Annotated in this window: 21 protein-coding genes and 1 riboswitch; of the genes, 12 read left to right on the plus strand and 9 right to left on the minus strand. The window is 67.0% G+C overall.

All coding sequences use genetic code 11. The features are described 5' to 3' along the window. Positions 1-72 precede the first annotated feature (72 nt). Both AC5P78_RS07290 and AC5P78_RS07295 read right to left on the minus strand, forming a co-directional pair. A complete protein-coding gene (locus AC5P78_RS07290) occupies positions 73-390 on the minus strand; it encodes a DUF4156 domain-containing protein (protein WP_005407628.1) in 318 nt (105 codons plus the stop codon). Between the two features lie 212 nt (positions 391-602). Then, entirely contained in the window at positions 603-3452 is a 2850-nt protein-coding gene (locus AC5P78_RS07295; protein ID WP_012478768.1) for a M16 family metallopeptidase, read from the minus strand. Positions 3453-3867: 415 nt separating this feature from the next. Here AC5P78_RS07295 and AC5P78_RS07300 point away from each other — a divergent pair, with 415 nt between their 5' ends. Both AC5P78_RS07300 and AC5P78_RS07305 read left to right on the plus strand, forming a co-directional pair. Further along, entirely contained in the window at positions 3868-4344 is a 477-nt protein-coding gene (locus AC5P78_RS07300; RefSeq protein ID WP_012478767.1) for an XAC0231 family protein, read from the plus strand. Between the two features lie 69 nt (positions 4345-4413). Then, positions 4414-4893 (plus strand): tRNA (cytidine(34)-2'-O)-methyltransferase, encoded by a 480-nt coding sequence (locus AC5P78_RS07305; protein WP_005407625.1) that lies wholly within the window; start codon positions 4414-4416, stop codon positions 4891-4893. Positions 4894-5300: 407 nt separating this feature from the next. Here the strand turns inward: AC5P78_RS07305 and AC5P78_RS07310 are convergent, their stop codons facing one another. After that, entirely contained in the window at positions 5301-6464 is a 1164-nt protein-coding gene (locus AC5P78_RS07310; RefSeq protein WP_044569360.1) for an acyl-CoA dehydrogenase family protein, read from the minus strand. A 315-nt stretch (positions 6465-6779) separates the two neighbouring features. On the opposite strand from AC5P78_RS07310, the gene AC5P78_RS07315 reads away from it, so the two are divergent. After that, the gene (locus AC5P78_RS07315; protein WP_043034974.1) at positions 6780-8456 is read left to right on the plus strand and encodes an electron transfer flavoprotein-ubiquinone oxidoreductase; all 1677 of its coding nucleotides are present in this window, start codon (positions 6780-6782) and stop codon (positions 8454-8456) included. Between the two features lie 65 nt (positions 8457-8521). Next, on the plus strand, positions 8522-8923 hold the full coding sequence (locus tag AC5P78_RS07320) for a c-type cytochrome (RefSeq protein ID WP_012478764.1): 402 nt from the start codon (positions 8522-8524) through the stop codon (positions 8921-8923). Here the strand turns inward: AC5P78_RS07320 and AC5P78_RS07325 are convergent. Further along, positions 8917-12516, minus strand: a complete 3600-nt coding sequence (locus tag AC5P78_RS07325) for an ATP-binding protein (protein ID WP_049396232.1) — start codon at positions 12514-12516, stop codon at positions 8917-8919. The genes AC5P78_RS07320 and AC5P78_RS07325 overlap by 7 nt on opposite strands. Before the next feature lie 75 nt (positions 12517-12591). On the opposite strand from AC5P78_RS07325, the gene AC5P78_RS07330 reads away from it, so the two are divergent. From AC5P78_RS07330 to pnuC, 7 genes are all read left to right on the plus strand, one after another. Beyond that, positions 12592-13230 (plus strand): response regulator, encoded by a 639-nt coding sequence (locus AC5P78_RS07330; protein WP_005407620.1) that lies wholly within the window; start codon positions 12592-12594, stop codon positions 13228-13230. A 378-nt stretch (positions 13231-13608) separates the two neighbouring features. After that, on the plus strand, positions 13609-14379 hold the full coding sequence (locus AC5P78_RS07335; RefSeq protein WP_005407619.1) for a hypothetical protein: 771 nt from the start codon (positions 13609-13611) through the stop codon (positions 14377-14379). A 112-nt stretch (positions 14380-14491) separates the two neighbouring features. Next, positions 14492-16483, plus strand: a complete 1992-nt coding sequence (locus AC5P78_RS07340; protein WP_012478761.1) for a peptidoglycan-binding protein — start codon at positions 14492-14494, stop codon at positions 16481-16483. Positions 16484-16728: 245 nt separating this feature from the next. Then, positions 16729-17136 carry a glycine zipper 2TM domain-containing protein gene (locus tag AC5P78_RS07345; RefSeq protein ID WP_012478760.1) on the plus strand — a complete coding sequence of 136 codons (408 nt, stop codon included), beginning with the start codon at positions 16729-16731 and terminating at the stop codon, positions 17134-17136. Between the two features lie 125 nt (positions 17137-17261). After that, positions 17262-18386 (plus strand): phosphotransferase enzyme family protein, encoded by a 1125-nt coding sequence (locus AC5P78_RS07350; protein ID WP_049396233.1) that lies wholly within the window; start codon positions 17262-17264, stop codon positions 18384-18386. Between the two features lie 123 nt (positions 18387-18509). Beyond that, positions 18510-18605, plus strand: a riboswitch (TPP riboswitch). A gap of 71 nt (positions 18606-18676) precedes the next feature. Then, entirely contained in the window at positions 18677-20866 is a 2190-nt protein-coding gene (locus AC5P78_RS07355; RefSeq protein WP_012478758.1) for a TonB-dependent receptor, read from the plus strand. An 8-nt stretch (positions 20867-20874) separates the two neighbouring features. Then, the gene (gene pnuC / locus AC5P78_RS07360) at positions 20875-21444 is read left to right on the plus strand and encodes a nicotinamide riboside transporter PnuC (RefSeq protein ID WP_024956293.1); all 570 of its coding nucleotides are present in this window, start codon (positions 20875-20877) and stop codon (positions 21442-21444) included. A 104-nt stretch (positions 21445-21548) separates the two neighbouring features. Here pnuC and AC5P78_RS07365 read toward each other — a convergent pair whose 3' ends face one another. From AC5P78_RS07365 to AC5P78_RS07385, 5 genes are all read right to left on the minus strand, one after another. Beyond that, positions 21549-21965: an energy transducer TonB gene (locus AC5P78_RS07365; RefSeq protein ID WP_012478756.1), complete on the minus strand. Its 417-nt coding sequence runs from the start codon at positions 21963-21965 to the stop codon at positions 21549-21551. 84 nt (positions 21966-22049) lie between these two features. Beyond that, on the minus strand, positions 22050-23024 hold the full coding sequence (locus tag AC5P78_RS07370) for a Dyp-type peroxidase (protein ID WP_012478755.1): 975 nt from the start codon (positions 23022-23024) through the stop codon (positions 22050-22052). Between the two features lie 123 nt (positions 23025-23147). After that, positions 23148-23516 (minus strand): VOC family protein, encoded by a 369-nt coding sequence (locus AC5P78_RS07375; protein WP_012478754.1) that lies wholly within the window; start codon positions 23514-23516, stop codon positions 23148-23150. Between the two features lie 67 nt (positions 23517-23583). Then, positions 23584-24351, minus strand: coding sequence for a helix-turn-helix transcriptional regulator (locus AC5P78_RS07380; RefSeq protein WP_044569347.1), 768 nt, complete (start codon positions 24349-24351; stop codon positions 23584-23586). 123 nt (positions 24352-24474) lie between these two features. Continuing rightward, positions 24475-25050 carry an OmpO family porin gene (locus AC5P78_RS07385; protein ID WP_005411880.1) on the minus strand — a complete coding sequence of 192 codons (576 nt, stop codon included), beginning with the start codon at positions 25048-25050 and terminating at the stop codon, positions 24475-24477. A 206-nt stretch (positions 25051-25256) separates the two neighbouring features. Between AC5P78_RS07385 and AC5P78_RS07390 the strand changes: the two genes are divergently transcribed. Then, positions 25257-26207 carry a DUF2268 domain-containing putative Zn-dependent protease gene (locus AC5P78_RS07390; protein WP_032965489.1) on the plus strand — a complete coding sequence of 317 codons (951 nt, stop codon included), beginning with the start codon at positions 25257-25259 and terminating at the stop codon, positions 26205-26207. The last annotated feature ends 187 nt before the right edge of the window (positions 26208-26394 follow it).

The raw sequence follows: 26394 nt of genomic DNA on the forward strand, positions 1-26394 counted from the left end.
GGCGCTATTCTATAACCCCCGGGGCCTTCACCGCATCTTTACGAATTCAGCCTTGGCCGTATGGTGAAGCGTTCAGCGCGGCGGGCACTGGAATGCGGCGAAGCGCTGGCTGCCATCGGCCGGGGCCGCAGCGGCCTGCACGGCATTGGCGCCGGCGCTCGGGGCCTCGTTGCGGGCCAGGGTTTCCAGCTCTTCCTGCACGCGCAGCGGGTTGCGGTTGTAGAAGCCGACCTTGCTCTTCACGGTAACCACCACCTCGCCCTTGGCGATGCAGCCGGCCGGAACCGGGCCTGCCGGCAGCACACGGGTTGCCTTGCCGGCCGGTTCGATCGGCACCCAGGTACAGGCGGTGACGGTGAGCAGCAGGGAGGAAAGCAGCAGAACGCGCATGGGCAGATCCTGGAAGGGTATGGAGGGATTCTGCCTGAACAGCCTGAATCGGGGGTAGCCGGTGGGGGGACGGATCCCTCGCAGGGGGCTGTGACCCCGCCTTCGGGTCACGGCGTTGCCGGCCAGCGGCCGGCACTACCACGGCAAGGTTGCCGGCCAGCGGCCGGCACTACCTGGGGAGGCCTGCCCGCGGGGGCGGGCAGGCGCATCCCTCATTTCTTGACCGGGTTGCCTTCGGCGTCGATCACCGTCACCTCGCCCAGGTTCAGCGCACGCACGGCCGCTTCGGTCTGCTTGAGATCACCCACCACCACCCAGGTCAGCGCCTGTGGCTTGATCTCGGCGGCGGCCTGCTGCACCTGCGCCGGGGTCATCGCCTCGATCTCGGCCTTGCGACGCAGCACGTAGTCGTCCGGACGCTTGAACTGCACGATCGAACCGATGGTCGAGGCGACCGCGCTGGCGGTCTCGTAGGCACCGGGCAGGCTCAGGGTCTGGATGTTGCGGATGCGGTTGACCTCGGCGGCGGTGGCCGGCTTGCTGCCATCGGCGAACGCGGCGATTTCCTTGCGCATTTCCGCCATCGCCGGGCCGGTCTTGTCGATCTGCACCGGCGCGCTGGCCATCCACGGGCGCTGGCCCACCGAGTTGATCGCGCTGCTGCGCGCACCGTACGACCAGTGCTTGTCCTCACGCAGGTTCATGTTCAGGCGCGAGGTGAAGTCGCCGCCGATCACGCCGTTGGCAATATCGAAGCGGGTCGAAGTGGCGGCGCTGGACGGCGCCACCACCTGGCTGGCGAACAGGTTGGCCTGCACCGCACCCGGCTGGTCGATCAGGAACACGCGCGGGCCCTTCGGCAATGCCACGTCGGTGGCGGCCTTCACCTGCGGGGCGTCGCCCGCAGCCTTCCAGTCGCCCAGCTGCTTGTCCAGCAGCGGCACGATCTCGGCCAGGGTGGTGTCACCGACCACGATCAGGGTTCCGTTCTGCGGGCGCAGCCAGTCGCGGTGGAAGTCGACCAGGTCTTCGCGGGTCAGGCCGTTGATCGCTGCTTCGTCACCGCTGCCGGTGAACGGAATGGCATACGGGTGGCCCTTGCCGTACAGCAGCGGCGGCAGCACGCGCATCGCCACCGCACCCGGGTTGACCTTCTCCTGCTGGATGCCGGCAATCCAGCTCGCCTTGACCCGGTCGATCTCACCCTGCTCGAAGCGCGGTTCGCGCAGCAGGTCCCGATACAGCGCCAGCGACGGTGCCAGGTTTTCCTTCAGCGCCGACAGGTCCACGCTCATGGAGTCCAGGCCGGCCGAGGCATCCAGGCTGGCGCCCAGTGCGTCAGCAGCATCGGCGAAGGCCAGCGAGCCGAGCTTGCCGGCGCCTTCGGTCATCAGGCTCATGGTGAAGTTGGCGGTGCCCGGCTTGCGGCCCTGGTCGGCGCTGAAGCCACCCGGGAACTGGTAGCTGAACTGCACCACCGGAATCTCGTGGCGCTCGGCCAGGATCACCTGGGTGCCGTTCTTCAGCGTGGCGCGCTGCAGCGCCGGGAACTTCAGCTGCGGGAACTCGCGGGTCTGCGGTACGCCGGCCTTGCGGTCGACCTGCTCGGGCAGCGTGCTGTACTTGGGGTCCACCGCCGGCACGTTGAACGGCTTCGGCGCTTGGCTCGGGTCTTCCTTCAGCGCCACGCGCTCACCCGGTGCAATCACCAGGGTGTGGCTGCCCTTGTCCAGCCACTGCGCGCCCAGACGGCTCAGATCAGCAGCACTGGCCTTCTCGATGTTGGCCAGCGAGGTGCGGAAGCAGCCCGGGTCGCCGGTGAACACCGCGCACTCGGCCAGTGCGTCGGCCTTGCCGCCGAAGCCGCCGATGCGTTCGATGCCGCGGATGAAACCGGCGCGGGCACCGGTCTTGGCGCGCTCCAGCTCGGCCGCGGTCGGGCCCTGCTTGATCAGCCGGTCCAGTTCCTCGTCGATGATCTTCTCGACCTTGGCAGGGTCCTGGCCCTGCTTGACCGTCGCCATGATCACGAAGTTCGAACCCAGCTGCGACGTCGACAGGCCTGCCGCGATGCTGTCCACCAGCTTGTCCTGGTGCTGCAGGCGCTGGCTCAGCCGCGAGGACTTGGCACCGCCCAGTACCTGCGCGAACAGCTGCAGCTGATCGACCTCGGTGGTACCGACCTGCGGCACGTTCCAGGCGCGGTAGATACGCGCCTGCGGCACCTTGTCGGTCATCGTCTCGCGCGTGTCGGCGCTGCGCTTGGCCACGTTCACCGCCGGCTGCGCCATGGTCGGGCCGGCCGGGATGCTGCCGAAGTACTTGCCAACCTTTTCCTTGGCGGTGGCCAGGTCGATGTCGCCAGCCAGCACCAGCACGGCGTTGTTCGGGCCGTACCAGGTGCGGAACCAGGTCTTCACGTCATCCAGCGACGCCGCGTTCAGATCGTTCATCGAACCGATCACGCCGTGGTGGTACGGGTGGCCAACTGGATACAGCGCCTTGTTGAGCTGGTCCCAGGCCTGGCCGTAGGGCTGGTTCTCGCCCTGGCGCTTCTCGTTCTGCACCACGCCACGCTGCTCGTCCAGCGCCGCCTGGTCGATCGCACCGACCAGATGGCCCATGCGGTCCGATTCCATCCACAGCGCCATGTCCAGCGCAGTGGTGGGCACGTTCTCGAAGTAGTTGGTGCGGTCGGTATTGGTGGTGCCGTTCTGGTTGGTGGCGCCGACCTGCTTGAACGGCTCGAAGAACTCGCCGTCGTGGTTTTCGCTGCCCTGGAACATCAGGTGTTCGAACAGGTGCGCGAAGCCGGTGCGGCCGGCCGGTTCGTCCTTGCTGCCGACGTGATACCAGACGTTGACCGCGACGATCGGCGCCTTGCGATCGGTGTGCACGATCACGCGCAGGCCGTTGGGCAGGGTGAACTGCTCATACGGGATATCGACCTTGGCCGGTGCGGCCGGCTTTGCCGCCAACGCATGGGAAGGCACAAGCGTGCCCAGGGCGGTGCTGAGGGCAACGGCCAGCAGCGCAGTGCGCGGGCGAAGGGCGAGAGACATATCCGGATCCTTGGTCACATAGGTGAACCCCGATCCTAGCGTGCGCGCGCAACGGCAGGAATCGGTCGCCAGTCACTGGGGGTGATTGCCCCTGTGCGCCATCTGCGGAGCCGATCTGCCCTGTCCGAGCCGTCACAAGCACCCGCCAGCAACGTCCGGACAGTGTCCGCAGCACATCGAATGGACAGGTGTCCGCCCGCCGGACACTTTTCGATGACCATAAAACCCTTGCAAATCAATGATTAAAAGTTGGCACGGGGATTGCTTGGTACTTCCTGCACCAGGAAGGGCTTCAGACAAAAGCTGACTGAAGACTGAACAAACGAAGGAAATCGAAAATTTTCCTTGCAAGCCCAGAATTGGTGTACTACCTTACTACCACACCACTGATCACCAACACTAAACAGGCCCCGTCATGAACGCCAAGACCATTGCCATCGCCATCGCCCTGATCGCCGGCACCGCGGTTGTTTCGTCGGTGCAGGCCTCCGAATCCATCAAGACCCTGTCCACCGTGCAGGTTCGCCCGGCCGCCGACCAGTTGGCCCAGCGGGCCTGGGAACAGGCCAGTGGCATCCCGACCCTGGCCACCGTGGAAGTGCGCCCAAGTGCCGACCAGCTGGCCGAGCGCAGCGGCTACGTCGCCGCCCCGGTCGCCGCCGCGATGCCGATCACCACCCTGGCCTCGGTGGAAGTGCGCCCGAGCCTGGAACAGCGCGTCGCCCTGGCCGCCGAGCTGGAAGCCCAGCGCTACGCCGCCACCCTGGCCGCAGCCGCCACCAGCGTCGCCAACCAGGTGATCGTCAACCTGCCGGCCCTGCAGGTGCGTCCGAGCGCCGCCGACCTGCAGGCCCTGGCCACCGAAACCGCCCAGATCCTGCTGCGCCCGTAAGCGGTGCCGCCCTGCCTCGCGCAGGGCGTGCGCCGTAAAGGCGGCGGTCGTCGCAGGTACACTGCGCCGATGAATGCCGCGCCCCAGTTCCACGTGATCCTGTTCCAACCGGAAATCCCGCCCAACACGGGCAATGTGATCCGGCTCTGCGCCAACACCGGCGCGCAGCTGCACCTGGTCGAGCCGCTCGGCTTCGCACTGGAAGACAAGCAGCTCAAGCGCGCCGGCCTGGACTACCACGAGTATTCGCGCCTGCAGGTGCACCCCGACCTGGACACCGCGCTGGCGCGGATCGCACCGAAGCGGTTGTTCGCCCTCAGTACGCGTGCCAGCGTCCGCTATGACAGCGTGGCGTTCGAAGACGGTGATGCCTTCCTGTTCGGCCCGGAAAGCCGCGGCCTGCCGCAGGACGTGCTCGATGCCTTGCCCGATGGCCGCCGCCTGCGCCTGCCAATGCGGCCGGACAACCGCAGCCTCAATCTTTCCAACACCGTTGCCGTGGTGATGTACGAGGCGTGGCGGCAGCACGGGTTTGCCGGCGGGGCGTAACGCCACGCGTCTCTCTTCTGCCTGGTCGTTGCTGTGGCGGGCGCATGCGTTCATGGGCGTTACTTTTCTTTCCGCGCGGAAAGAAAAGTAACCAAAAGAAACGCGCCGCCATCCGCGAGCCGGTGCTGCGCACCGGTGCCCTGCGCTCCTCGGCCCGCCGGGGGGCGGCGCGGAACTCGCTGCGCTCAGACACCCGCGCCTCTTCGCCCCCGCCGGACCTGCGGTGCTCGGCTCGCTTCAAGGCGGACCCAACAGCCGCGCGGTACAGGCTGTCCTTGAACCCATCTCGGTACAGTGCGCGGTTCGATACACCGATCGCTCGCCTGCGAGTACGCTACTGGGCAATGCCGGCCAGCGGCCGGCACTACCAACTCAATGCCGGCCAGCGGCCGGCACTACCGGTGCACTCAGAACGCATTGATGCCGGTCAGTTCGCGGCCGATCACCAGCTGGTGCACGGTCTCGGTGCCTTCATAGGTGATCACCGATTCGAGGTTCAGCGCGTGCCGGATCGCCACGTGTTCGGTGGTGATGCCGGCGCCACCCAGCAGGTCACGGCATTCGCGGGCGATGTCGATCGCCATGCGGCAGTTGTTCCACTTGGCCAGGCTGACCTGCTGCGGCTGCAGCTGGCCGGCTTCCTTCAGGCGGCCCAGCTGCAGGGCCAGCAGCTGCGCGGTGGTGATGCGGCGGGCCATCTCGGCCAGCTTGATCTGCGCGCTCTGCGTGGCCGCCAGCGGGCGACCGAACAACACGCGCTCCTTGGCATAACCCAGCGCTTCATCCAGGCAGGCAATCGCCGCACCGATCGGGCCCCAGCTGATGCCATAGCGGGCCTGGGTCAGGCAGCCCAGCGGCCCCTTCAGGCCCTTCACGTTCGGCAGCCGGTGGCTGTCAGGCACGCGCACGTCATCAAAGAACAGCGCCCCGGTCAGCGATGCGCGCAGGCTCATCTTGTGCTTGATCTCCTGCGTGGTGAAGCCGGCCATGCCCTTTTGCAGCACGAAACCCTGGATGCCGTCCTCGGTCTGCGCCCAGACGATGGCCAGGTCGGCCACCGGGCCGCTGGTGATCCACATCTTGCTGCCGCTGATGCGCCAGTCGCTGCCGTCGCGCACCGCGCGGGTCTTCATGCTGGCCGGATCGGAACCCCCATGCGCCTCGGTCAGGCCGAAGCAGCCGATCAGTTCGCCGCGCGCCATCGCCGGCAGCCACTGCTGGCGCTGTTCCTCGCTGCCATAGGCGTAGATCGGGTACATGCACAGCGAGCTCTGCACCGAGACGAAGCTGCGCAGGCCCGAATCGCCGCGCTCCAGCTCCTGGCAGATCAGGCCGTAGCTGACCGCGCCGAGGCCACCACCGCCGTACTCGGTCGGCAGGGTCGCACCGAGCAGGCCCAGTGACGCGATCTCCGGCACCAGTTCATCGGGGAAGCGGGCCTGGTCGAAGGCATCGCCGATGATCGGCAGCACGCGCTCGTTGGTGAAACGGGCGACGCTCTCCTGCACCGCGCGCTCTTCCTCGTTGAGCAGGGAACGGACATCGAACAGATCGTACGGATGCAAAGCCATGGCACTCACGCGCAGTCAGGACCGGGCCATTGTCGGTCATCCGCAAGCATCGCGTCTGGTAGGTGTGGACCTTGGTCCACACGGATGCAGGTCCGGGCGGTGAAACAATGTGCCAACCAAGGTTGGCACCTACCCGGCCACGAGCATTACGCTGCACCGCAGCAATCATGACGTGAACATCGGCGATCTAGCTCGATCACGCGCGTCCCGGTACCCTGACACATTCAAACAACCGTTTCGCCCGTGGCTGCACGCGCGATTCCCAGGCACCGCCGGTGGCCCCGATGCCGGCCCTACCCACGAGTCATGCAATCGATGAGCGCTGAAGCCAACGCCCTGCCCCCGCGTGAAGTAATGGAATTCGACGTGGTGATCGTCGGCGCCGGCCCCGCCGGCCTGGCCACCGCGATCCGCCTGCGCCAGCGCGCGATCGAAGCCGGCCGCGAGTTGTCGGTGTGCGTGCTGGAGAAGGGGTCCGAACCAGGCGCGCACGTGCTGTCCGGCGCGGTGATGGATCCGCGCGCGCTGACCGAACTGTTCCCGGACTGGGCCGAGCGTGGCGCACCGCTGAAGCAGAAGGTCACCCGCGACGAATTCCTGTTCCTCAGCGAAACCGGCGCACGCAGCACGCCCAACGCGCTGCTGCCGGAGTGCTTCCACAACGAAGGCAACTACATCATCAGCCTGGGCGAAGTGACCCGCTGGCTGGCGCAGCAGGCCGAGGCGCTGGAAGTGGCGATCTTCCCGGGCTTCGCCGCCGCCGAAGTGCTGTATGGCGACAACGGTGAAGTGATCGGCGTGGCGACCGGCGACATGGGCATCGAGAAGGACGGCAGCATCGGCCCGGCCTTCGAGCGCGGCATGGCGCTGCACGCCAGGTACACGATCTTCGCCGAAGGCGCACGCGGCCACCTGGGCCGCCAGCTGATCGCTCGCTACAAACTTGACGAAGGCAAGGACCCGCAGGCCTACGGCATCGGCATCAAGGAACTGTGGCAGATCGACCCGGCCAAGCATGAGCCGGGCCTGGTGGTGCATGCTGCTGGCTGGCCGCTGGACAGCGACACCTACGGCGGCGCGTTCCTGTACCACGCCGACGGCGGCAAGGTCGCCATCGGCTACGTGGTCGGCCTGGACTACAGGAACCCGTGGCTGAGCCCGTTTGAAGAGTTCCAGCGTTTCAAGACCCATCCGTCCATCCGCAAGCACCTGGAGGGTGGCACCCGCATCGGTTACGGCGCGCGTGCGATCACCGCCGGTGGCCTGTTGTCGCTGCCGAAGACGGTGTTCCCCGGTGGCGCGCTGGTCGGCTGCGAGGCCGGCTACCTCAACGCCAGCCGCATCAAGGGCAGCCACGCCGCGATCAAGACCGGCATGCTGTGCGCCGACGCCGCGTTCGATGCACTGGCCGCCGACCGCCAGCACGATGAACTGAGTGCCTACCCGACGGCGTTCGAAGCCAGCTGGCTGTTCACCGAACTGCAGCAGGCCAAGAACTTCAAGCAGTGGTTCAAGAAGGGCCAGACCGTGGCCACGCTGATGACCGGCGTGGAGCAGTGGCTGCTTCCCAAGCTGGGCGTGCGCAACCCGCCGTGGACCCTGCACCGCACCCAGCCCGACCACGCCTGCCTGGAACCGGCCGCCAAGCACACCCGCATCGCCTACCCGAAGCCGGATGGCGTGCTGACCTTCGACCGGCTCAGCTCGGTGTTCCTGAGCAGCACCAACCACGACGAGAACCAGCCCAGCCACCTGACGCTGAAGGACCCGAGCATTCCGGTGAAGGTGAACCTGGCCGAGTACGCAGGCCCGGAAGCGCGCTACTGCCCGGCCGGCGTGTACGAGTTCGTCGGCGAAGCCGACAGCGCGCGCCTGCAGATCAACGCGCAGAACTGCGTGCACTGCAAGACCTGCGACATCAAGGACCCCAGCCAGAACATCGTGTGGGTGACCCCGCAGGGCGGCGGCGGCCCGAACTACTCGGGCATGTGAACGCCACAGGCTGCGACCGAGCGTCGCAGCCCGTCGCTTGCCACACACCGCTATCCTGCCCGCCCATGCGTGCATCATTCCTGCTCATCGCTGTTGCCGTGGCCCTGGCCGCCACGGCCTGCCAGCGCCCGCCTGCAGCGCCCGCCCCGCCGGAACAGGCGCAGCAGCAGGCCATGCAACGCGCGTTCGAGTTGTGTGCCGGCTGCCACACCGTGCAGCCTGGCGGCATCCACCGCTTCGGCCCGAACCTGCACGGCGTGATCGGCCGTCGCGCCGGCAGCCTGCCCGACTACGGCTATTCCGACGGCATGCGCCGCGCCGACATCACCTGGTCCGCGCAGACCCTGGATGCGTTCCTGCAGTCACCCACCCATGTTGTACCGGGCACACGCATGTACAACGCCTTCCCCAGCGCCGAACGCCGTGCGCTGGTGATCGCCTACCTGCAGCAGCAGTCGGCTCAGTGAGCCAGGCGCTGCAACTGCTGTTGCAGCCGCGCCACGAATGCCGCCACCGCGGTGAACAACGGCACCGGATCGGTCTCGGCCGCATCCTGCAGGCGCTCGACCAGGGCATTGGCCTGCGCAGCCAGCACCGTCGCTCCCACCGCGCCCAAGCCACCGGCCTGGCGATGCAGGTGCAGCGCGGCAGCCTCACGGTCGCCGGCCTCCAGCGCGCGCTGCACAGCGGCCAGGTCACCTGCACTGGCCTGCAGCAGGCTGTCGCGCAACTGCTCGGCGACCGCGCGTGAGCCGAAGCGCCGCTGCAGGCTGTCCAGATCGGGCAGCGTCCTGTCATCGACGGCAGCGGACTCGGCCAGCGGCTCCTCGAACCGTTGCCCCTGCGCCTGCGGCAACCAGCGCAGCAGTGCCGCGCGCAGTGTCGCCAATGACAATGGCTTGGCCAGCACCTCATCCATCCCGGCTTCACGGCAACGACGTGCATCGTCGTCCAGCACGCTGGCGGTCAGCGCCAGTACGGTCAGCCGCGGCTGGCCGTTGCGGCCTTCGCGTTCGCGCAGCAGGCGGGTGAAGGCGAAACCATCCAGTACCGGCATCCGGCAATCGGTAATGACCAGATCAAAGTGCTCCGATGCCAGGCGATCCAGCCCCTGCTGGCCATCGCCGACCAGCACATGCGGTACACCCAGTTGCTGCAGCCGCCAGGCCATCATCGCCTGGTTGGTCGGATGATCTTCGATCACCAGCACGCGTGCCTGGCGCAGCGCCGGCGGCAGCAGCGCCGCCTGTTCCTGCTCGGCGACCAGCGCTTCAACATCACTGCTGCCGGCTTCCACCAGCGACAGCCGCACCTCGGCGCGGGTGCCCTCGCCCAGCGTGCTGTGCAGTTCCAGCTCGCCGTCCATCATCTGCACCAGGCGCTGGCAGATGCTCAGGCCCAGGCCGGTTCCACCATGGTCGCGCTGGATGTACGCACCGGCCTGGGTGAACGGCGCAAACAGGTGCTGCAGCTGTTCCGGTGCGATGCCGATGCCGGTATCGGTGACGCTCAGGCACAGCGGCTGGCTGCCGTCTTCGGCGGTTGGCCCCAGCACTTCCAGCTGCAGCCGCACTTCGCCGCGCACGGTGAACTTGATGGCGTTGCTGAGCAGGTTGAACACGATCTGGCGCAGACGCACGCCATCCACTTCGTGCGCGGCTGCCAGCTGCGGATCGATCTGCACGTGCAGGCCCAGCCCACGTGCACTGGCCTGCGCCGACAACAACCGGCACACGCTTTCCAGCAACGGCCGCAGCGGCTGCGGTACCGGCTCCAGCCGCAATGCGTTGGCCTCCAGCCGCGAGTAGTCAAGGATGTCGTCAAGGATCTGCCGGAGCATCTGCGCCGAATCCTCGATCACGCCAAGGATGCGTTTCTGTTCTGCATCCAGCGGTGAGTGCGCCAGCACTTCCAGCATCCCCAGCACGCCACTCATCGGCGTGCGGATCTCATGGCTCATGGTGGCCAGGAAGCGGGATTTCGCCTCGGCCGCCTGCTCGGCCTCGGCCTTGGCTGCGGTCAGGGCGTCCGCTTGTGCACGAGCCTCGCTGGCATCCACCCAGTAGCCACTCCAGGTCACCACACCGGCTTCGGCGGCATAGGGTTGCGCCTGGGTGCGCACCCAACGCGGGCCCGCTCCATCGCCCCGCAGGCGGAATTCCAGCATGAGCGGTGCGAACTGGTGCGCGGCCTGTTCGACCACCTGCAGGATGCGCGCGCGATCGTCCTCTTCGACGCGTTCCAGCAACATCGTGGCGTCCTGCTCAGCCTGCTGTCGGGTGATCCCGAACAGCGCCTGGAGGTCACCGGCAATGAACGGGAAGCTGAGCGTGCCATCAACCTCGCGACGGGCCTGGTAGACCACGGCAGGCAGGTTGTCGGTCACTTCGGCCAGGCGCTGCTCCAGCTGGCGGCGCCCGGCCACCTCGCGACGCAGGCGCCAGTAGCCGATGCCATGCACCAGCAGCGCGGTCAGCAGCACCAGCAGCAGCGGTACACCCCAGCGCAGCGTGCTTCGCCAGTCGATGCCGTTGTGGTACTCCACCGCCAGCCAGTCGCCGCGCAGCGCTTCGCGCTCGCGTGGCGTCATCTGCAGCAGCAAGCGATCGAAGGTCGTGGCGAGCGCCGCATGCCGGCGCTCCACGGCCAGTGCCAGCTGGTCGTTGAAGCCCGCGGGCGCGGCAACCTGCAGGCGCCCCGGGAAACGCGTGCGCAGCAGGTGGTCGACCAGGGCCAGATTGCCCACGTAGGCGTCGGCCTCACCATCGATCAGGCGTTGCATGGCCTGTTCGGCGCTGCGCGCGGCGACGATCCTGGCCTGCGGCGCCTGCTGCAGCACGTAACCGCGTACGCGCTCCGGATCCGACAGCAGTACGCGCTTGTCCTGGAGGTCGGACAGGCCCAGCAGCGCCGGGCTGTCGTGGCGGCTGACGATCACGTTCGGCACGCTGATGAAGGGTTGGCTGTACACCCAGTCCGGGCCCAGATAGTGCGAATCGACCGGAATGCCCATCACCGCCTGCAACTCGCCGCGGCGCGCCTTCTCGCGCACCTCGTACCAGTCATGGCTGTTCTGCGCCTGCAGGTTGGCACCGGCCTGCATCAGCCGCGCCAGGTACTCGCTGGCCAGGCCGCTGGGCCTGCCATCCTCGTCGGCGAACGACAATGGGGCGGCGTTTGGCGCGAAGCCGATCTTCAACGGCTGTTGCAGAACCCGCTTCTCGGCCTGGCTGAGCGCCAGCTGCGCCGATGCCGACCACTGCGGCAGGGGCAGCCAGCGTTGTGCCAGTGCATCGCGCTGGGCCTGGCTGGTCGCGGCCAGCGCCAGGTCCAGCGCTTCGGCCAGCGGTTGCTTGCTGTTGGGAACGCCGAAGTGCATCCGTTCGGGAGGCAGGTCGCTCGGACGCAGCAGGACGACACCCTGCAGGCGCAGGCGTGCGATCAGTTCGGTGGCAACGTAGGCATTGCCTATGTAGACATCAGCTTTGTCGTCTCTGACCATCTGCAGCGCAGCCAACGAGCTGTTTGCGACAAGCTGCACCGCACGCGGGAAACGTGCCCGCACCTGCGGTCCGGTCAGGAAATCCTGCTCGATGACCACCCGCAATCCGTCCAGGTCGGGCATGTTCGAAGCACGCAGATCGCCCGGCCTCCCCACCAGCGCCAACGGCGCCTCGCCATAGGCAGCGGTATAGACCATGCACTGGGTGCGGTCGGCACTGAGACCGACATTCATTACCACGTCGATCTCGCCACGACAGGCCGCATCCAGCACGGATGTCCAGTCGGAATAACGCCTCGCCTCGACCTTCACACCCAGCTGACGGGCGAGAAGCGCCAGATAATCCGGACCCAGGCCAACCTGCTGGCCATCACGGAGGGACTCGAACGGCGGCCAGCCGCTGTCATACTGGCCCACGACGATGCTTGGATGGGCGGCGAGGTACTCGCGCTGCAGGGGACTGAGCGGCAACAGCCCAGGCACAGCCTGTGCCAGCGCCACGGGCAGCACCAGCACGGCCAGCAGCAGGACCAGCCCGCGAACAGCCCAGCTACGCATCGGCGTCGATCTCCTAGAATCCTGACAGGGCCGCGATGGTCGCGGCCCGGCTTGCCCGGTGGCCATACTAGAGCAATGAGCTTGCGCATCATCATCGCAGACGACCACCCTGTGGTCCGTATCGGTACCCGCGCCGTCATCGAATCGAGCGGGGTCGGCCGCGTGGTCGGCGAGGCTGACAGCGCGCAGGCGCTGATGGCCCTGCTCGGCAGCCAACCCTGCGACCTGCTGGTGACCGACTATTCCATGCCGGGCAGCCCACAGGCCGACGGCTTCGCCATGATCGGCATGATCCGCCGCCGCTTCCCCGACCTGCCGGTGCTGATGCTCAGCGTCTCCAACAACCTGGCGATCCTGCGCATGGTGCTCGACAGCGGCGTGCTCGGCCTGGTCGACAAGAGCTCGTCGATGGACGAACTGCCGCAGGCCATCCAGGCGGTCTATCGGGGCCAGCCCTACATCAGCCGGAGCCTGCGTGAGCGGGTCGAGGCTGCGGGCAGCTGGCGCATGCGCGAGGGCGACGGCAAGCCGTTGTCGCCACGCGAGGTGGAAGTGCTGCGGCTGCTCGGCACCGGCATGACGGTGAAGGAGATCTCGCTGCAGCTGCACAAGAGCGTCAGCACCATCAGCCGGCAGAAAGGCGACGCCATGCTCAAACTGGGCCTGAAGGGCGACGCCGAATTGTTCGACTACCTGCGCGACGGCAAGATCTGAGAACCAGATCACACTGTAAGGGCATCTGTCACCGCCCTCTTTGACCGGCCGCCGTTCTGTGCCAAGATGACCCGGCATGGGTTTTCAATGCGAGGTCGAAGGAATCGACCGGCTCATGTCCTCGCTCCCGTCCCAGGTGGATGGGGTGCGGTTTCCTGCCGGCCGTCTGGCCCGGCAACGCTGACCATGGAGAGGCGCATGCATCACCCCCCCGAGCCATGTTGGACCCTGCCGTTGCGGCCCCTGCGCGCATTCGCGGCGTGCCTGCTCGTCTCTCTTTCCGCTGCGGCCTGCAGCGCCGCCGATCCGGCCCCCTCGTCCTCCCAGCCTGGCGCTCCCGTGCAGGCTGCCGATGCGCCCCGACAGGATGTTGCCCCGATGCAGAACACCTCTCCCGACACCGCCGTCACCCCGCCCGACGCGCCGACCGTGATGTATTTCACCTACCAGGTGGACGGTGATGGCGCGACCTCCTACGAGGTCCAGAACGGCAGCGTGGCGACCTTCTGGTTCGGCCACACCTTCACCCTCGATGGCACCACGTATTACACGGGTTTCTCCTGGGATACCCGCGAGCACTACGGCAAGCCGGGCGAGCAGTCGCCGGCTGGCCCGGATGATCGCGCCAACCTCGCCGAGGCCACTTTCGTGCTGGCCGGCGCCGACGCCAAGAAGCCATGGAAGTTCCGTGGCCAGGAATGGACCATCGGCGCGCTGGGCGCGTACGACAAGGCCGACGATGTCGATACCCGGCGCAAGCCGCTTGAACATCGCACCGCCGACGGTCGCCTGCTGCTGGCGGTGCCGACCAGCAGCTTCGACCGCGGCATCAGCAGCACCGGCTATGCACTGCTGCTGTTCAACCCCAAGCGCAGCGAAGACGACGTGGACAGCAAGGTCTGGCGCTATGTCGGCTCGGTGCGTACGGGCGAGGACAACAGCGCTGCCTGCGACGAAGGCAACGTGATGCCCTGCACCGACAGCGATGGCGAACTGGCCTTCGCTGCCGACGGCAACGGCCTGCCGCGACTGACCGTGACCTTCAAGGGCACCACCATCGAAGGCCCCGGCAAGACCCGTGCGCTGGGCGCCGGCGACGCCGTGCACTACACCTTCGACAGCGCGACCCAGCAGTACGTCGCGCCCTGATAGCACCCGCCCACGCGCGGGTTTCCTGTTGACCGACATGTTCTTGACTCACGGATGAGTCCGGTTGGCGATTCGCGGCATGCGCCGCTCCATCAACCCCGAGGAAAACGTCATGGCACAGCATGACTACAGCAGAAAGGAAGTCCTGGACATCGTCGAGCAGGTCGCCCGGCAGAAAGGCCTTCCGGTCGATGACTTCATGCGCTTCGCGCACATCGAGACCGGCGGCACCTTCAACGAGCGCGCCCACAACACCTCGTCCGGCGCCAAGGGCCTGTTCCAGTTCGTGCCCGGCTCCGCGCGCCAGTACCACCTGACCGGCCACGAGTTCGACCCGACCCGCAACACCGAAGCGGCCGCACAGATGTACCAGGACAACCTGGACTCGATGGCACGCCGCAACGAGCGCACCGGCCACCCGTACCTGTCCGGAGGCAGTACGCCGACCGGCCTGGACCTGTACCTGGCCCACCAGCAGGGCAGCGCCGGCTATGGCTCGGTGCAGACCGCGATTGCCACCGGCACCTTCGGCGTGGTCCGCAACGGCCACGGCGAAGAGATCAACATGCGCCGCAACGTGCTCAACCAGATCGGTTCCGATGCCAAAGCGCTGACCGGCCACACCCTGGCCGAGATGCGCGGCATGAACGATGGCGACCTGGCGCGGACGTTCTCCAGCTACTACATCCACAAGTACGCGGCGATCAGCATTCCGGAAAAGAACATCGCCCCGCAGACAGTGGCGCCGGGCCAAAGCCAGGCCCCGGCAGCGCCTGCACAGGCCAGCGCAGCCGTGGCGGCGGGTGCAGCCACGCTGGCGGCAACCGCAGCGGCGGCCACCGCGCCGAAGCCGGGCATCGAACTGCACGCCGCCTACGAGGCCGGCGTGAAGTACGACCACGTGAAGTACGCCATCAACATTCCGGGTCACGCGCTGTACGTACCGGGCAAGACCGGCAAGAACGTGGAGCAGGGTTACATCGACTGCTCCGGCTGGGTCGGCACGCTGCAGAACCGCACCATGGACGAGATCAACCAGAAGGCCGGGCATGCGGTCTTCAGCAAGGCCGATCGCATCGACCTGGGCAACCTGGGTTCCGGCGGCATCGTGCGCAAGGCATTCGACCAGTCCGGCGTGCTGCTTGACCGCGACGCGATCCTCAAGCCCGGTGCGCTGAAGGAAGGCATGATCATCGGCCTGGATACGGCCAGGACCCGCCACGAGCACTGGAACGGCATCGACCACATCGTGATGGTGGTGCGCGACCCCACCACCGACAAGCTGCTGATCAGCCAGTCCTCCGGCAGCAAGGGCGTGCACACCATGCCGGTCGAGGACTACCTCAAGCAGGTGAAGGACCACCCGAACTGGAAGCTGTACGCCTCCGATCCACTGTCCAAGGCGCGCGACCTGCTGGAAAACCGCACCCCATCGCACGAGCAGGCCCAGGGCAAGCCTGCCGCCGAGCACAAGGCCGCTGCCACGCCGCACGCCGAACTGTACAAGCAGGGCGCGCACAGCGAAGGCGTGCGCAAGGTGCAGGAACAGCTGGGACATCTGGGCTACGTCGGTGCCGACGGCAAGCCGCTGGTCGAGGATGGCCGCTTCGGCCGCAACACCGACGCGGCGGTGCGCCAGCTGCAGAAGGACAACGGCCTGGTGGCCGACGGCATTGTCGGGGCGAAGACGCTGGAGGCCATCAAGGAAGCCCGCGAGCGCCCGCTGCTGAACGACGAACGGCACCCGCGCAATCCGCTCTTCATCCAGGCCAGCAAGGGTCTGGAACTGTTGCCGGCCGGCACCTTCAAGGATCGCCACGCGCTGGAAAGCGCCGCGGCGGCCCTGACCAAGGAGGCGCATGCCGCCGGCCTGCAGCGCATCGACACGGTGGTGCCCAGCCCGAACGGTGAACGCCTGTTTGCCGTGCAGGGCACGATCGGTGACCCGGCGGCCAGCCGCGTGGCGGTGGAGGCCCGAGCCGCCAGCGAGCAGAGCATCGCGCTCAGCAGCGGTGCCGTGCAGGGCGCGCCTAACGTGCTGCACCAGCAGCAGGACGCCCAGCAGGAGCAGGCCCGGCAGGCACAGAAGGCGATGGGCGTCTAAGCCCGCAACGCCTTGGCAGAGAAGGGAGGGCCACGTCCGCGTGGCCTTTTCCCTTTCTGCCAGCTGAGCGGCCGAGGCCGCTTTCAGCCTTGCTTCATGCCGCCTGCCGCTAGATGAATGCGCAAGCCGCACGGTGGACCAGGCAATGTTCCGGCAATGTTGGAACGCCAGCGTGGTCTCCACGGCAGCCGGGGCGCCCGCGCCCTCCCTGCCCAGCGTGGCATGCACCTCACAGGAGAACGAACATGCTCAGTACTTCCACACTCAGCTTCCGTGGTCTGGCGATGGCCCTGGCACTGGTGGCCGGTGTCGCCGTGGTCAGCGATGCCAGCGCGATGTCGAGGAAGGACAAGCGCACCCTGGTCGGCGCCGTGGTCGGTGGCGTGGCCGGCAACCTGCTCTCCAACGGTGATCCGGCTGCCACCGTCGGCGGCGCCGTGGCCGGCGGCGCGATCGGCAACCTGACCACCTCCGACCGCCGCGACCGCCGTTACTACGACAATCACCGTTACGACGACCGCTACGATCGCCGTTACGACCGTGGCTACTACCGCAGCGGCTACTACGACCGCGGTGATGACCGTCGCTGGCAACGCGAGCGCTACTACGACAACCGCTACTACCACGACCGCGGTCGCCATCGCGGCTGGTAAGCAGCGCGGCATCTTCCATGCCGATGCACGGACGGGCGGGTCGATGACCCGCCCGTTTGCGTTGGCCGCGTGCATGGCGTTGAATGCGCAGCCTTGGATGTGACTTTCCCCACTGGGGCTGCGGCATGACTTCTTCCTCCCACCGCGTGCAGGGCCTCAACAACGACGAGGTCGCTGCCGACTGGCCACCGATCAGCGCGGCGGACATCGCGTGGCTGCGCCAGCGCTACCCGCAGCTGCACATCGGCAGCGAACCGCGCTGGCACAGCCCGCGGCCGCTGTCGGCTGCCGCCATCGTCAACGGCGCGAACGGCGCGGTGTTCGTCAAGCGCCATCACCACAGCGTGCGCAGTGCGGCCTGCCTGGAAGAAGAGCACCACTTCATCGCCCATCTCGCCGCAGCGGGCGTACCGGTGGTGCAGGTGCTGCCAGCGGCCGATGGCCACACTGCGGCCGAACATGGCGAATGGACGTTCGAGCTGCATGCGATCGGCGTCGGCGAGGACCTGTACCGCGACGCCGTGTCGTGGTCGCTGCTGACCGATGTCGCGCAGGCCCGCGAAGCCGGGCGCACACTCGCGCAGCTGCACCGGGCCGCCGCCAGCTACCACGCGCCCCAACGCAGCACCCATGTGCTGGTCGCGCGCGACGATCTGATCCGTGCCGACGATCCGATCGCGGCCATCAAGGCAGGGCTGCACGAGCGTCCCGGGCTGGCCCGCTATCTCGCGCGCATTCCATGGGAAGCGCAGCTGCAGCGCGACGTGCTGCCGTGGCATGCCGGCCTGGCCGAGCGCCTGCGCGATGAGCCACGATTGTGGGCGCACAACGACTGGCACGTTTCCAACCTGCTGTGGCGCGATGGGCAGATCAGTACCGTGCTGGATTTTGGCCTGGCCTCGCCCACCAGTGCGCTGTTCGACCTCGCCACGGCGATCGAGCGCAACGCGGTGGCGTGGCTGGAACTGGAGCGCGGCATGGAGACGGTGCGCATCGATATCGCGCTGGCCCTGCTCGACGGCTATCGCCAGGTGCTGCCGCTGTCGGCGGCACGCGTGCACCTGCTGGCCGACCTGCTGCCGATGGTTCATTTCGACTTCGCACTGTCCGAAGTGGAGTACTTCGAAGGCGTCACCGGCTCGACCGCCAATGCCGACGTCGCGTGGCAGCCCTTCATGCTGGGGCATCCGGCGTGGTTCCACAGCGCGCCGGGACAGGCACTGCTGCAGGCGCTGCACGCGGCGGCGTGACCCGGTTGGCGCACCATTGGGGTCAGATCCCTTTCCTGCGGAAAGGGATCTGACCCCGCAGCCTGGACCCCGCAGCCTGAAGGACGCCGGCTCGCAAATCCGTACCATTTGTAGTGAAATGGTCACCTGAAGCGGGGGTGCCTGGATCTGCCAGGCTGAGAGAGTCCCTTGGAACCTGATCCGGTTTGCACCGGCGTAGGGAGCTTTGAGCCGCAGCCACACCCCCATCATGGGCCCTGTGCACCTGCGCGCCGTCGCTTCGTCTCCCTTGTTGTCCGAAGACGAACCGAATGAACCGCTGCCTGCGCCCCACCCTGCTCTCCCTCGCCCTCTGCGCTGCGCTGCCACTGCACGCCAGCGAGGCCGATGCGTCCCCTGATGCGGCTGCCACCGGCGCCGAGCGCTCGCCCACCGAACTGGCGGCGGTACGCGTGCAGGCCGGCAAACCGAAGGCCGATACCTCACGCGTGAACGCCTTCGGTGGCGGCAGCTGGAAGGACACGCCGGCCTCGGTGAACGTGCTTGAGCGCGATTACCTGGACCGTCGCCAGGTGCGTTCGCTGTCCGAGCTGGCCAGCAACGATGCCTCGCTGGGTGATGCGTATGCGCCGGTGGGTTACTACCAGAACGTCGCCATCCGTGGCTTTGCCCTGGACGCCGCCACCGGCTACCGCTTCAACGGCCTGTCCATCGCCGGCGAACAGCGCCTGGCGCTGGAGAACGTGCAGTCGGTTGAAATCCTCAAGGGCGAAGCCGGCCTGGCCGCAGGCGTGATGGCGCCGGGCGGCATCATCAACTACATCGGCAAGCGCCCGGCCGAAGTGCGCACCGCCACGCTCGGTACCGATTCGGAAGGCTCGCGCTACGTCGCCGTCGATGTCGGCCACTGGATCACCCCGCGTTTCGGCCTGCGCCTGAATGCCGCATGGGATTCCAGCAACTCCTATGTCGAGCACGCCGACGGTCGCCGCAACTTCTACTCGCTGGCCGCCGACTGGCTCATTGGCGAGCGCGGCAAGCTGGAAGTGGATGCCAATTACCAGACCAGCTCGCAGCGTTCGGTGTCCGGCTACCAACTGCTGGGCGCACGCGACCTGCCGCGTGGCGTCGACCGCGAACACCTGCTGGGTTACCAGCCGTGGCAGCGCCCGGTGGATATCGCCAGCACCAACATCACCGCGCTGCATACCTACGACTTCAACGAGGCCTGGCAGTCGCGCATCTCGGTCGGCCACAGCCGTTCGGTGATCGATGACAACGTCGCCTTCGCCTACGGCTGCTACTACGCCGTGCTGTGCGCCGATGGCAGCGTGCCGGGCAACTACTTCGCGCCCAACGGCGACTATGACGTCTACGACTACCGCAGCCCGGACGACACCCGTCGCAACCAGCAGGCCCGTGCCGAGCTGCGTGGCCGCTTCGAGACCGGCAGCGTCGGCCATGAGCTGACCGTCGGTGCCGACTACTTCCGGCGCACCGTGGACAAGCGCCCGAGCGTCAACGAGTACGTCGGCACCAGCAACATCCACGAAGCACCGGTGCCGGTATTCGCGCCGTCGCCGAAGATGCCGGGACCGTCCGCACAGCGCCTGGACAGCCGCCAGACCGCGTTCTTCGCGCTGGACCGGATCAGCTTCGGCGATGACTGGCAGTGGCTGGCCGGTGGCCGCTTCGTGCGCCTCGATGAGCGCGCCTACGACAAGCGTGGCACCCCGCAGCGGCACAGCCGCCTGTCGCGCTTCCTGCCGCAGACTGCGGTGGTGTGGAAGGCCACCGACCAGCTCAATGCCTATGCCAGCTACGTGCGCGGCATTTCGCTGGGCCAGGAAGCGCCGTTCTGGACCAGCAACGCCGACACCTTCCTGCCGTCGGTGCAGTCGCGGCAGCTGGAAGTGGGCGTGAAGTACGTGCCGGTCGAAGCGCTGACCCTGGGCGCGGCCGTGTTCCGCATTTCGCAGCCGTACCAGTACGCCAAGCCCGACAGCAGCGACGTCGGCTACACCTTCGTCGAGGAAGGCACGCAGACCCACACCGGCCTGGAGCTGACCGCCAACGGCCAGCTGACCGATGCGCTGCAGATCGTGGCCAGCGCCAGCGTGCTGCAGGCGCGCGCGCGCGACACCGGCACGCCGGCCTATGAAGGCCATCAGCTGGTGAACGTGCCGAAGGTGCGCGCCAGCGTGCACCTGGCCTATGCGCTGCCGTTCGTGCAAGGCCTGGACGTGACCGGCGGCTGGCGCTATGCCGGTGCCAACGTGGCCCGCGCCGACGGTGGCGTGCGCGCACCCGACTATTCAGTGTTCGACGCTGGCCTGCGTTTCCAGCATCGCCTGCGCGAGCGCGCAGTGACCTGGAACCTGTCGGTGGACAACGTGTTCAACCGCTTCTACTGGCGCGATACCGGCAGCAGCGGCGGTGACTACTACCTGTTCCCCGGCGCACCGCGACAGGCCCGCCTGTCGGTGACGTTCGCGCTGTGAGCGGCGTGATGCTCGAGTGGACCGCCGCACTGTGCAGCATCCTCGGCGTCTGGCTGATGGCCCGGCGCCGGCTGGCGGCGTGGCCGGTGGGCCTGCTGTCGGTGGCGCTGTATGGCCTGGTGTTCGCCGAGGCCAAGCTGTACTCGGACACCCTGCTGCAGGTCGCCTTCGGTGGTTTCCTGGTCTATGGCTGGCTCAACTGGCGACAGCATGCCGCCGATGAGGGCAGCATCCGCATCGTGCCGCTGGCGCGCGGCACGCTGCTGCGCGACCTGTCCATCGGCCTGTGCGGTGGCGTGGCGCTGGGTGCGGCCATGCACAGCTTCACCGACGCTGCCCTGCCGTGGTTGGATGCGCTGCTGACCGGTCTGAGCCTGGTCGGGCAATGGTGGCAGGCACGCCGCCACGTGGCCTGCTGGTGGGTGTGGATCGCAGTGGACGTGGTCTATGTGGGTGCGTACCTGTTCAAGTCGCTGCACGTGACCGCCGCGCTGTACGTGTTCTTCCTCGGCCTGGCCGTGTTCGGCCTGCGCGCATGGAGCGCCGCCGCTCGCGAGCCACAGGTGGCAACCCGGTAGAGCCACGCCATACGTGGCTGGGCTACCGGTAGTCGCCAACCTTGGTTGGCGTGCGTGCCGACCAAGGTCGGCATCTACCCAGAACATCCACGCATGGCGTGGATCTACTGGGTAAGCACCAAACCCAGCCGCAGCGGCTGGCGCATGTCGGCCGGTGGCGCGGCCTGCAGGGGTGCACTCTGCAGGGTCGCGCGCAGGGCGGCGTCGACCTGGGTATCACCCAGGCTGTCGAATTCCAGCTTCGAAATGCGGCCATCCGCCGCGATCCACACGCTCACCGGCAACGGCGTCGGCGCGTCCGGATGTGCCTGCAGCCATTCCAGCACGCGCTGCGCCTGCGGGTCCTGCTCCTGCTGCAGGCGCTGCTGCAGCTGCCCCCCCACGGCGGCGGCATAGGCCATCCAGTGTGCAGGAGCTTCCTGCGCGGACACCCCGGCGCTCCCCAGTGCCAGCGCACCGAACAACGCGGCCAGTGGCCGCCACCAGCGGCGTGCACCGGTTGTGTTCCTTGCCATCGCCATCGCCCGCCCCTGCGCTCTCATCCAACGGCTGATGGTCGGCGCGGTAGATGACAGGCAGATGGCGGCCGCTGCTACTCGGCGCGATCAGTCGCCCAGGTCGGCCAGCACCTTGCGCGAGGGCGCGAAGAAGGTCACGCCGGTGGTGGCGGTGGAGAAGTCGAGGATGCGGTCGTGCAGCGGTGCGGGATTGCCGATGAACATGCGCTCGAGCATCTTCTCGATCACCCACAGGCGGCGCGTGTAGCCGATGAAGTAGGTGCCGTACTCGCCGCGACCCGGGTTGGCGAACGGCATGTTGTCGCGCAGGATCTCGTGCTCGCCGTCGGCATCCTCGATGGTGCACAGCGTCTTGTGCGACTTCTGCGCATCGGCCGGCGCATCGTCCAGCTCGATGTTGTCGTGCTTGGTACGACCGATGATTGCTTCCTGCGCCTCGGTCTTCTGCGCGCGCCAGGCATCGAGGTTGTGCAGGTACTTCTGCACCACCACGTAACTGCCGCCGGCATGTTCCGGATCCTCTTCACCCACGATGGTGGCTTCCGGCAGTGACAGCCCTTCAGGGTTGGCGGTGCCGTCGACGAAATCGAGCAGGTCGCGGCCATCGAAATAGCGGAAGCCGGCCACGTCATCGACCGTCTCCACCGCATCGCCAAAGGCCATCAGCAGGTTGCGCTCGAACGCCACGATCAGATCCATCGTGCGTGCACGGATGTGGTACAGCAGGTCGCCCGGCGTGGACACGGCCGTGTGGGTCGCGCCCTTGATCTCGCGGAACGGCTGCAGCTCGCGCGGCGGCGTGGTGCCCACCAGCGGCTGCCACACGCGGTGGCCGATGGCCACGTTGCAGGTGAAGGTGCGTTCGATCTCGCGGATGGCGGTGTTCTTGATCAGGTCGTCGGTGCTGGCCAGCACCTCGCGTGCCTTGGCGATCGACGCCTCGTCATCCTTCACCTTCAGCACCAGAAACGCCGCCGAATGGGTCAGTGGCGCGGTGATCTGCTGCGGCTCGTTGTCGAGCGTATGGTTGACGGCGGTGATCGGTGCGGGCTGGGAGTTCACGGCGGTTCCTGCTGGCTTGAGGCGGACGCATCGCGTGTGGCGATGTGCGGGCGATCATAGCGGAACCGCCTGACCGGGGACGGAGCGGTTCTCGTTCCGTCCACCGGCGAAGCTACGAAGGCCTCAGTCCACATCACTCCAGACCGCCAGTTCGTAGCCATCCAGATCGCGGAAGTGGAAGCGGCGACCACCCGGGAAGGCGAACACCGCCTGCACTACCTCGCCACCGGCGGCCACTACGCGTTGCTGCGCATCGGCCAGGTCCGCGCAGTAGAGGATCACCAGCGGCCCCCCGTGGGCACGCACCGGCGCGTCGGCCACGAAGCCACCTTTCAGACGGCCGTCGTCGAACTCGGTGTAGGCCGTGCCGTAGTCCGTGAAATGCCAGCCGAACACCTCGCCGTAGAAGCGCTTGCTACGGGCAATGTCGGCGACGTTGAATTCGATGTTGTCGATGCGGCGTTCGGCATCGTGGGGCGCGGCAGGATTCATGGCGAGGCTCCGTGGTGGGAGCCCAGCATCGATCAATGCAGCACAGTGGTCTTGAACAAAACGGCCATCATTGTCCCCACTCCAGGCGCAGCTCGCTGGCGGTCATGCCCGCCAGTTCACGCGCCTCGCGGCTGAGATGGGCCTGGTCGGCATAGCCGGCATCAGCGGCCAGCATCGCCAGCGAGTGCTGCGGCAGCGCACGGCTGTGGCGCAGGAAACGTTGCAGCCGCAGGATCCGCTCCAGCGTCTTGGCGCCGTAGCCGAACTGCGACTGGCTGAAACGCCGCAGGCTGCGCGGGCTCAGGCCCAAATGCGCCGCCAGCGTATCCAGCGTGGCATTACCCGCGGCGAGCGCCTGGAACAGGACATGGGCGCGCTGCGCCGGCGTATCGAGCGCGGCCGCACCCATGTGCTGTTGCAGGCAGTGCGCCATTCGCTGCAGGCGCTGTGCAGGCGCGGTGTCGCCGATGGAGGCCGCCGCCTTGTTCGCCCACGCGCCCTTCAGGTCGGCCAGTGGCACGGCCTGGCCGATGATCCCGGCCAAGGGCAGGCCCAGCGCGGCCAATGCCTGGCCGGGACGGAAGCGTGCGCCCAGCACCTGCGCACCGGGTGCCAGCGCCGGGTGCGCGGCCACGCGGTCCGGGCCGACGACGAACAGCGCACCGTCGCGCCAGAGGATATCCACGCAGCCATCGGGCAATACGGTGATGTGCCCATCGGCATCGGCAGGAAGCTGGCTCTGCCACAGCTGGCCAAAGTGGCCGCGCAGCTGCGCAGGCGCCAGATGCTCCTGGTAGGTCGTGCCGGTGCCTGCAAGAGAGGAAGGGTCGCCCATGCCGCATTGTGGCGCCACGGGGCCCATAAAAGTGAAGCCCGGCGCGAGGCCGGGCTTCGGTTGGCGTGTGGGAGAGAGAGAGAGTCACACGCCAGCACAACACGCACTAACGACAGGCGTTTGTTACCAGGTGAAGCGCGGGCCCACGAACCACTCGCGGTCGCCGGCCTTGGCCAGCTTCACTTCGCCACTCAGGCCCCAGTTCTGGTTGAACTTGGCGGTGGCGCCGACACGGCCATAGAACTCGCCGTCCGGGTTGATGCCGTGCTTTTTGGTGTAGTCCTCGTAGCCGGCCATCACGTAGCCTTCCACGTACGGGTTGAACGCGGTGCGCACGCCAACTTCGGTCGAGTAGCCGTTGAAGTCCAGGCCATGCTTCATGTCGAACTTCTGGTACGCAACGCGAGCCACCAGGTCGGTGTTCGGTGCGATGCCGTAGTTGTAGCCGGCGCCGATGCGCCACTGGTCGACGTCATTCTTGAACTTGTCGGTCTCCTGCGCGCTGTAGTCGCCGAAGATGTGGAAGTTCGGGTGCACCGCCACGGAACCCTTCACCTTCCAGCCGTCGGCGTCGCCGCCCTTGGCATCGGTGTTCACGTAGCCGCCTTCAACGTAGTTGTACGACAGGCCATCGGTTGCCGATGCAGCGAACGGCAGAGCAGCCAGAAGACCCAGGGCAAGCAGCGAATTCTTGTTCATCGGGACACACCTTTAATTATTTTGGTTTCGTCGGCCGCCTCCCGGGAGGGGGAGAGAGAAGAGGCGGTCGACAGGTGTGAATTATCCGTTAGGGGGTCTAATCAACCCTGAATATTGAACTGACTGGTGTATAAATAAGGCTGGCGTTCAGGGAACTCCGCATGGGACCGCTGTCGGCTTCTTACGCGCACCACGCTCGATGCTTGATGCGGGCACTGATCCTGATCGCCTCGCCGGTTGCGCTACTGCAGGCACAGGCCGCTGAGCGCATCGTTTCTGCCAGGCACATCGTCGTACAGACAGACGATGTCACGCGCTTCTTCAAGGTGCTGGACGCCAACCAAGGGCGCCCAAGCGCCGATGATCTGCAACACGGCTATCTGGATGCGGGTACGGATGCCCTGCGCAGCTTCACCGACCGCCGTATCGGCTCGATGGAGCGGCTGGCCAGGGCCATCCAGGACAAGCCGGCATTGTTTGCGAAAGCGAGAACCTGCGCGACCGCATTGCCATCGATCCGCACGCGCGTCGCCGCTGCCGTCGATCGACTTGGCGCCCTGTTGCCGTCTGCGCGCTTTCCTCCGGTCACCGTACTGGTGGGCCGCGGCAACAGTGGTGGCGTGACTACCGAAGCAGGTGTGGTCATCGGACTGGAAGCACTGTGCAACGCCGACTGGATGCAGACCGACGTAGGTGACCGCTTCGTGCATCTGATCGCGCATGAGTATGTGCACGTGCAACAGCCCGGTGCACGCGTGGACATCGAGCAGCCCACCCTGCTCTATCAGACCCTGCTGGAAGGGGGCGCCGAATACGTGGCCGAACGGATCTCCGGGCAACCGGCCAACGCGCATCTGCAGCGTTGGACACAGGGTCGCGAGTGTGCGCTGGAGCGCGCGTTCCTGCAGGACAGCATGGGTACCGATCTTTCGAGGTGGCTGTACAACGGTCCCGGCGACGATGCGCGCCGCGGAGATCTCGGCTACTGGATCGGCTATCGCATCGCCCATGCCTATGTTGCGCGCGCGGCCGACACGCGCAGCGGCGTCGCCGAACTGCTGGATGTCCAGCCTGGGAACGCTGCAGCGCTGCTGGAAGCAAGTGGATGGCAACCTGCGTGCGGAGCAGGCGGAAGCACGCAGACGCGCATGCCGTGATGCCGGCTTCATGCAGGTGAATGGGTAAGGTTTAACAGGCACAAGGCGCCCCGCCGATGCAGATCAGTTCGCTTGATCCCGCTTGTTAAGGTTTGTTGATCTACAGGCCTTCACAGCCCATCCACGTACTCAAATTCCAGCTGAAAGCACGGGCTGGCGCCGGGAACAAACGCCGCTATATTCCAGC

It is taken from the genome of Stenotrophomonas sp. YJH_SMC_133 (genome assembly GCF_059370655.1).

Bases quoted from the DNA above. Each gene is read 5' to 3' on its own strand.
- AC5P78_RS07305 (WP_005407625.1), top strand. From the start codon at position 4,414: ATGAATGCCGCGCCCCAGTTCCACGTGATCCTGTTCCAACCGGAAATC.
- AC5P78_RS07335 (WP_005407619.1), top strand. From the start codon at position 13,609: ATGCAGAACACCTCTCCCGACACCGCCGTCACCCCGCCCGACGCGCCG.
- AC5P78_RS07380 (WP_044569347.1), bottom strand. From the start codon at position 24,351: ATGGGCGACCCTTCCTCTCTTGCAGGCACCGGCACGACCTACCAGGAG.
- AC5P78_RS07350 (WP_049396233.1), top strand. From the start codon at position 17,262: ATGACTTCTTCCTCCCACCGCGTGCAGGGCCTCAACAACGACGAGGTC.
- pnuC (WP_024956293.1), top strand. From the start codon at position 20,875: ATGCTCGAGTGGACCGCCGCACTGTGCAGCATCCTCGGCGTCTGGCTG.
- AC5P78_RS07325 (WP_049396232.1), bottom strand. From the start codon at position 12,516: ATGCGTAGCTGGGCTGTTCGCGGGCTGGTCCTGCTGCTGGCCGTGCTG.
- AC5P78_RS07330 (WP_005407620.1), top strand. From the start codon at position 12,592: ATGAGCTTGCGCATCATCATCGCAGACGACCACCCTGTGGTCCGTATC.
- AC5P78_RS07340 (WP_012478761.1), top strand. From the start codon at position 14,492: ATGGCACAGCATGACTACAGCAGAAAGGAAGTCCTGGACATCGTCGAG.
- AC5P78_RS07355 (WP_012478758.1), top strand. From the start codon at position 18,677: ATGAACCGCTGCCTGCGCCCCACCCTGCTCTCCCTCGCCCTCTGCGCT.
- AC5P78_RS07315 (WP_043034974.1), top strand. From the start codon at position 6,780: ATGAGCGCTGAAGCCAACGCCCTGCCCCCGCGTGAAGTAATGGAATTC.
- AC5P78_RS07300 (WP_012478767.1), top strand. From the start codon at position 3,868: ATGAACGCCAAGACCATTGCCATCGCCATCGCCCTGATCGCCGGCACC.
- AC5P78_RS07345 (WP_012478760.1), top strand. From the start codon at position 16,729: ATGCTCAGTACTTCCACACTCAGCTTCCGTGGTCTGGCGATGGCCCTG.
- AC5P78_RS07295 (WP_012478768.1), bottom strand. From the start codon at position 3,452: ATGTCTCTCGCCCTTCGCCCGCGCACTGCGCTGCTGGCCGTTGCCCTC.
- AC5P78_RS07385 (WP_005411880.1), bottom strand. From the start codon at position 25,050: ATGAACAAGAATTCGCTGCTTGCCCTGGGTCTTCTGGCTGCTCTGCCG.
- AC5P78_RS07290 (WP_005407628.1), bottom strand. From the start codon at position 390: ATGCGCGTTCTGCTGCTTTCCTCCCTGCTGCTCACCGTCACCGCCTGT.
- AC5P78_RS07365 (WP_012478756.1), bottom strand. From the start codon at position 21,965: ATGGCGATGGCAAGGAACACAACCGGTGCACGCCGCTGGTGGCGGCCA.
- AC5P78_RS07375 (WP_012478754.1), bottom strand. From the start codon at position 23,516: ATGAATCCTGCCGCGCCCCACGATGCCGAACGCCGCATCGACAACATC.
- AC5P78_RS07320 (WP_012478764.1), top strand. From the start codon at position 8,522: ATGCGTGCATCATTCCTGCTCATCGCTGTTGCCGTGGCCCTGGCCGCC.
- AC5P78_RS07390 (WP_032965489.1), top strand. From the start codon at position 25,257: ATGCGGGCACTGATCCTGATCGCCTCGCCGGTTGCGCTACTGCAGGCA.
- AC5P78_RS07310 (WP_044569360.1), bottom strand. From the start codon at position 6,464: ATGGCTTTGCATCCGTACGATCTGTTCGATGTCCGTTCCCTGCTCAAC.